Below are 6,027 nucleotides of genomic sequence, written 5' to 3'. Positions count from 1 at the left end.
CAAACGCACCGAAGATCGACTACAAGGACATCAAGCTTCTGCAGCGTTACATTTCGGAACGCGGCAAAATCGTTCCTTCGCGTATTACGGCTGTCAGCCAGAAGAAGCAGCGTGAACTCGCCAAGGCGATCAAGCGCGCTCGTTTCCTCGGCCTGCTTCCATACGTTGTGAAGTAAAACTTTTTGGGAGGCGACACTTCGCCTCCCATTTTCCTCCACTGCGATGGGCGCAACGGAGTGTAATTAAAACCCAAGTTGAGGCGAAGCCCTTGTGCCGTCTCTAACTGCAGAACCGGAATAGCCGGAGCAGGACAGCGAGTTTATGAAGTTTAACGGAACCATCATTGGAGTCGGCATATTGGCGGGGCTTGCCTCGGCATTGATGTCGTCTGGCGTCATTGCTCAATCGGGCATGGCGGTGGTTCTGTATTTCCTGACGCCGTTACCAATTTTTGTTGCCGCCCTTGGTTGGGGTTCGAGCGCAGGGCTTGTTGCCGCTGCAGCCGCCACCATTGCGATCGGCGTGTTTGCAGCCCCCATGGCAGCAGTGCTGATGGCACTAACAAGCTACGTGCCTGCTGCAACAGGCGCGTATCTTTCCGGCCTCGCACGCCCGGCTTCCGAACTCGGCGGTCCTAAAGACGTCATGGTCTGGTATCCGCTTTCGGATATTGTTTTCCGTCTCGCGCTGATGGTTGCTGTCAGCTTCATCATCATTGGTTTCATTCTGGGTTTCGGGCCGGATATGGCTCGCGAGCTGGCTAATACGCTGATCGATCGTCTGGCTGAGGCTGATCCACAGTTCACACCTAGCGATGAAATGCGCCAGAGCGTTACGGCTCTTCTAATGGTAGCATTGCCTGCGGTTCAGCCTGCAACCTGCCTTGCCATTCTGGTCGGTAATCTCTATCTGGCTCTACGCCTTACAGCTCTTTCTGGCCGTTTACGCCGTCCGCGTGATGACTGGCCCGCGACCATGCGTATGCCGCGTCCGGCATTGCTCGTTTTTGCGGTGGCGCTCGCAGTAGCGTTTCTGCCGGGCGGAGCTGGCCTGATTGCAACGGTAGTTGTTGGAGCATTGAGCTTCGGCTTCATGATTGCAGGTCTTGCAACATTCCACATGCGCACGCGTGGAAAAGCCTGGCGCCCAGTGGTGCTGTGGCTCGTCTATGTTGCGATCATACTCTTCGCATTCCTGCTTTTTGTCTTCATGGTTTTTGGTCTTTTCGATACATCGCGCGGTGCGCCGATCTCAAAAATGCCAGACGCCAACAACCAATAAACATATTGAAACACTCGAAAGGAAACTCAAATGGACGTTATTCTTCTGGAACGCATCGCCCGCCTCGGTCAGATGGGCGACACTGTTAAGGTCAAGGACGGCTTTGCCCGTAACTTCCTTCTGCCGCAGGGCAAGGCTCTTCGTGCCAACGAAGCCAACAAGAAGAAGTTTGAAGGCCAGCGCGCGCAGCTCGAAGCTCAGAACCTTGAGCGCAAGAACGAAGCTGAAGCAGTTGCTGCAAAGCTCAACGGCGAATCGTTCATCGTTGTTCGTTCGGCTGGTGAAACCGGTCAGCTCTACGGTTCGGTTTCGACCCGCGACATCGCTGACATCATCACTGCAAACGGCTTCAACCTGCACCGCAACCAGGTTGAACTGAACCAGCCAATCAAGGCAATTGGCCTGCACGAAGTTGCGATTTCGCTGCATCCAGAAGTTCAGGTCAGCGTTACTGTCAACATCGCACGTTCGACCGAAGAAGCAGAACGTCAGGCAAAGGGTGAAGACCTCACCTCTATCGAAGCTATCTACGGCATCGAAGAAGCTCCGCTTGCTGAAGAAATCTTCGACGAAGACGAAGAAGCAGAAGACCAGGCTTAATTTAGCCGTCTATCATCCGAGAAATGCCAGCCTCTTTGGCTGGCATTCCCATGGTGGTAAACTTTATATGATCATGCCCGGCGGTCTCCGTCGGGCATTTTCTCTTTTCAGATCGGCAAAAGTGCCTATTCTTCATTTTAGTATTGGATTGGAGAGGGTGCTGACGGAAGCGTCCGCGTTTGCTCAGGCGAAAAGCCAGAGGCCGGCCAAAGACTGACTGACCAAATGGGAATTGCCTGAAAATCTGATGACAGCGCGGCTTTTATAAAGGCAACAGGCCGCCTGCCATGCAATCGCATGGATGTTTGCACCTGCTCTAATCTCAACAAGGAGATGGGGCCGATGTATGGAATGCTGCGTACTGTTCTTTCGCATATGATCAAAACCGGGGACCTGACGGTTACCGATTCTGATGGGACTGCCAATCAGTATGGAGACAAGACCGGCGAGCCGGTTCATATCCGTTTTAATACTCGACATGCTGAACGCGCTGTAGCGCTCGACCCTGAATTGAAGCTTGCCGAATGCTTCATGGATGGCGAAATTGATTTTCTCAACGGCGATATTTACACATTGCTGAAAGTGGTTTTCGAAAACACGGGACCAATAGCCGCCACCGAGCCTTGGATGAAGGCAGCTGGCAAATTCCGCGTGCTGTTTCGGCGTTTCCAGCAGATGAACAATCTGGCTCGCTCATCGAGCAATGTGAAAAGCCATTACGACCTTTCAGGCGCGCTTTACGATCTGTTCCTTGATCCGGACAAGCAATATTCCTGCGCTTACTTTGAAACACCCAATACGACGCTCGCTGAGGCACAACTCGCGAAGAAGCGCCATATCGCAGCGAAACTTCTCGTCAATGAAGGCGACAAAATTCTGGATATTGGCTGCGGTTGGGGCGGCATGGGGCTTTATCTCGCCCGTTATCTCAAAGCCAATGTGACCGGTGTCACGCTTTCAGAAGAACAGCACGCTATCGCCAACAAACGCGCAGCCGAAGAAGATCTTGCGGACCGCGCCAAGTTTCAGCTGACAGATTATCGCAATATCGATGACCAGTTCGACCGGCTTGTCTCAGTAGGAATGTTCGAGCATGTCGGCGTCGGACATTTCGCTGAATATTTTCAACATGCGGCGCGCTTGCTGAAAAAAGACGGCGTCTTCCTGCTTCACGCTATTGGCCGCGCCGATGGCCCTGGCGCAACCAACCCATTCATCCGCAAGTATATTTTCCCGGGTGGTTATATCCCTGCCCTCTCCGAGGTGTTGCCGCATATCGAGAAAGCAGGGCTTTATGTCACTGACATTGAAATCTTGCGGCTTCATTATGCCGAAACGCTTAAAGAATGGCGTCTTGCGTTTATGGCTCGACGCGAGGAAGCCAAAGCTCTTTACGACGAACGTTTCTGCCGAATGTGGGAATTTTACCTTGCAGCCTCTGAGAGCGCATTCCGTTGGCAGAACATGATGGTGTTCCACATTCAGATTGCACATAAGCAGGAAGCCGTGCCGCTAACACGCAATTACATTGAGGCTGAAGAAAAACGTCTCAAGCGGCTCGATAGCGCTCCGAAAGGTGCCAACAGCGAGACGCAAGCACCCAAAAAACGGGCCAAAGTTCAATAGTGCTGACATACAAAGAAAGGGGCTGTGTGAACATTCATACAGCCCCTTTCTGCTTATTCAGCTTTAGGAACACCAGCTTCCCATTTATCCCAATGGGTCGTGATTTCATCGACGACCGGAGCGCCGACGAGGTAGATATTCTTGACTGTTTCGGCAAACCCGCCGGCGGTTTCGCCCGGCGCCGGATCAAGATGCTGCAACGTCGTTTCGTTTGGATTGCCCTGATCGAAGTTCACGGCTCCACGCAGGCTGAGAATACGATCCGTGCCGAACTGGCGCTTGATGACGAGGGTGATCGAAGCAGCTTCCATTTCCGTGATCAAATAGTCGTCAGCGCCGTAAAGCTTTGCAATGTATTGCGCTTCTTTCGACAATCCCGGACCATGAAAGAAAGTATCACCCGTCATATGAGTGCCTTCCTTCAAAGACGGTGCTGATTGTGCAGCTTTGTCCGGATAACGCATCCGATAGGCCTGCGCTTCCTTCGAATCCTCAAGCTTCACGTCTTTCCCAAGGCGCATGGCGGCAGCAACAAGATCGGGGTTGAGCTTGAAGACGCGATAGTCTTCATAACCTTTGCGCGGCATGAAGACCGGCTCGCCTGCCTTGCCTTCTTCCGGGGCCCAGCGGTGCCCAAGGTCATAATCAACAAGCCATGTCGCCCAGCTCACATCGCCAATCGTACCGCGTGAAGGTGGCGTACCGGCAACACCCGACAGGACGTAATAGCTTTTCGAGAAGTCAAAAGCCGGGTCGAGAAGAATAGCCTGCATACTGGCAGATGAGTTCACCTTGCCCATGCCAAGCACTGCGCCGCAAACACCATCATCGTTACAATAGACGGGCTTCAATGCGCCTTTCACTTCGATAGGCTTGGCATCTTTCCAATAGCGCTCATACCAGTTTTGAAATTCACCTGCGCGATCGCCGCTGTTCTCGCCGATCTCGAACATTGCAGCGATGAAGACCTTAACCTTGATCGGTTCAGCAGCTGCCGCAGGAAAAGACAGAAATGACAACGAAGCGATGGCCGCCAGCCACGCCGATATGAAACGAGAACGCATAAAAGAATCCCTCTGAAGCTTGTTTCGGGTTTCGTAGCAGCAGCCATTCTGCATCACAACAGACGTCAAGTCCCGGTGCAAAAGATTGAACCGTGAACTGTGGATGCCTGTGAATCATGGTATAGCTTGTATCTTCCAGCAGGAATCACCTTGAGGCTGCGTTGCGTTTAGCTTCACTTCAGAGCTAGCTGGAGAGATCAGGGACAGGACTAGAGAATCATGGCGGAAGCGGCGGTACGCAAACTTGACGATGCGCGCGATCAAAAAGAGACGCTTTATCGGGAAGCACCCCACAACATTGAAGCAGAGCAGGCGCTTTTGGGCGCTATCCTCATCAACAACGACGCCTTTTATCGCGTTTCAGATTTTCTGAAACCGACCCATTTCTTCGAGCCTTTGCATCGCCGTATCTACGAGATCTCCACGGATCTTATCCGCGTCGGCAAGATGGCTAATCCTGTCACCATGAAAACTTTCTTGCCCAATGAGGGCAAGATCGGTGATTTGACTGTATTCCAGTATGTCGCGCGTCTCGCCACCGAAGCCGTGACCATCATCAATGCCGAAGATTATGGCCGTGCGATCTATGATCTTGCAACGCGACGCGCTTTGATTGGCATTGGCGAAGATATGGTCAACGTCGCTTATGACGCGCCGGTTGATAATGCGCCGCAGGAACAGATCGAAGACGCCGAGCGCCGTCTGTTCGAACTTGCAGAAACGGGCCGTTATGATGGTGGTTTTCAGGCGTTCAAGGATGCCGTTACCACCGCCGTTGATATGGCGAACGCCGCTTTTATGCGCGACGGCCACCTGTCGGGTGTATCCACGGGCATTCATACGCTTGATGGCAAAATGGGTGGTTTGCAGCCTTCCGACTTGATCATTCTTGCAGGTCGTCCGGGTATGGGTAAGACCTCGCTTGCTACGAACATCGCTTTCAACATCGCAAATGCCTATGAAGCCGAGCAGCAGGCCGACGGCACGATGAAGGCAATCAATGGCGGTGTTGTTGGCTTCTTCTCACTCGAGATGTCGGCGGAGCAGCTCGCGACCCGTATCATTTCTGAGCAAACGGAAGTGTCTTCCTCGAAGATTCGTCGCGGTGATATTACTGAATCGGATTTTGAAAAGCTGGTCGCCTGCTCACAGCATATGCAGAAGATCCCGCTTTATATCGATCAGACCGGTGGTATCTCAATTGCGCAGCTGGCAGCGCGTGCGCGTCGGCTGAAGCGCCAGCGCGGTCTCGACGTTCTGGTCATCGACTACGTTCAGCTGATGACTGGTTCCTCAAAAGCTTCCGCACAGAACCGCGTGCAGGAAATCACCGAAATTACCACGGGTCTCAAAGCGCTTGGTAAGGAACTCAATGTTCCGATCATCGCGCTCTCACAGCTTTCGCGTCAGGTGGAAAGCCGTGACGACAAGCGCCCTCAGCTCTCCGATCTTCGTG

The 6,027-nt window shown here is 52.9% G+C and carries 6 protein-coding genes; 5 read left to right on the top strand and 1 reads right to left on the bottom strand.

The window, feature by feature from the left end:
* The 4 genes from rpsR to RT142_RS24285 form a co-directional block, all read left to right on the top strand.
* Positions 1-176 (top strand): 30S ribosomal protein S18 (rpsR, locus tag RT142_RS24300; protein ID WP_313032133.1); only part of this gene is annotated, 176 nt, incomplete at its 5' end.
* A 145-nt stretch (positions 177-321) separates the two neighbouring features.
* Entirely contained in the window at positions 322-1,281 is a 960-nt protein-coding gene (locus RT142_RS24295) for a DUF2232 domain-containing protein (RefSeq protein WP_007873814.1), read from the top strand.
* A gap of 30 nt (positions 1,282-1,311) precedes the next feature.
* The gene (gene rplI, locus RT142_RS24290; RefSeq protein ID WP_007873810.1) at positions 1,312-1,881 is read left to right on the top strand and encodes a 50S ribosomal protein L9; all 570 of its coding nucleotides are present in this window, start codon (positions 1,312-1,314) and stop codon (positions 1,879-1,881) included.
* A gap of 342 nt (positions 1,882-2,223) precedes the next feature.
* Positions 2,224-3,507, top strand: a complete 1,284-nt coding sequence (locus tag RT142_RS24285; protein ID WP_112807019.1) for an SAM-dependent methyltransferase — start codon at positions 2,224-2,226, stop codon at positions 3,505-3,507.
* Positions 3,508-3,560: 53 nt separating this feature from the next.
* On the opposite strand, the gene RT142_RS24280 is transcribed toward RT142_RS24285, so the two are convergent.
* Positions 3,561-4,571, bottom strand: coding sequence for a purine-nucleoside phosphorylase (locus RT142_RS24280; protein ID WP_007873806.1), 1,011 nt, complete (start codon positions 4,569-4,571; stop codon positions 3,561-3,563).
* A gap of 219 nt (positions 4,572-4,790) precedes the next feature.
* Here RT142_RS24280 and RT142_RS24275 point away from each other — a divergent pair.
* Positions 4,791-6,027 (top strand): replicative DNA helicase (locus RT142_RS24275; RefSeq protein WP_313032129.1); only part of this gene is annotated, 1,237 nt, incomplete at its 3' end.

The sequence above is a fragment of the Brucella sp. genome (assembly GCF_032066345.1).
GTDB classification, from domain to species: domain Bacteria; phylum Pseudomonadota; class Alphaproteobacteria; order Rhizobiales; family Rhizobiaceae; genus Brucella; species Brucella pseudogrignonensis.
This window is presented reverse-complemented; position numbering and strand designations above follow the sequence as displayed.

Coding starts and splice junctions, on each gene's coding strand:
- RT142_RS24295 (WP_007873814.1), top strand. CDS start 322: ATGAAGTTTAACGGAACCATCATTGGAGTCGGCATATTGGCGGGGCTT.
- RT142_RS24285 (WP_112807019.1), top strand. CDS start 2,224: ATGTATGGAATGCTGCGTACTGTTCTTTCGCATATGATCAAAACCGGG.
- rplI (WP_007873810.1), top strand. CDS start 1,312: ATGGACGTTATTCTTCTGGAACGCATCGCCCGCCTCGGTCAGATGGGC.
- RT142_RS24280 (WP_007873806.1), bottom strand. CDS start 4,571: ATGCGTTCTCGTTTCATATCGGCGTGGCTGGCGGCCATCGCTTCGTTG.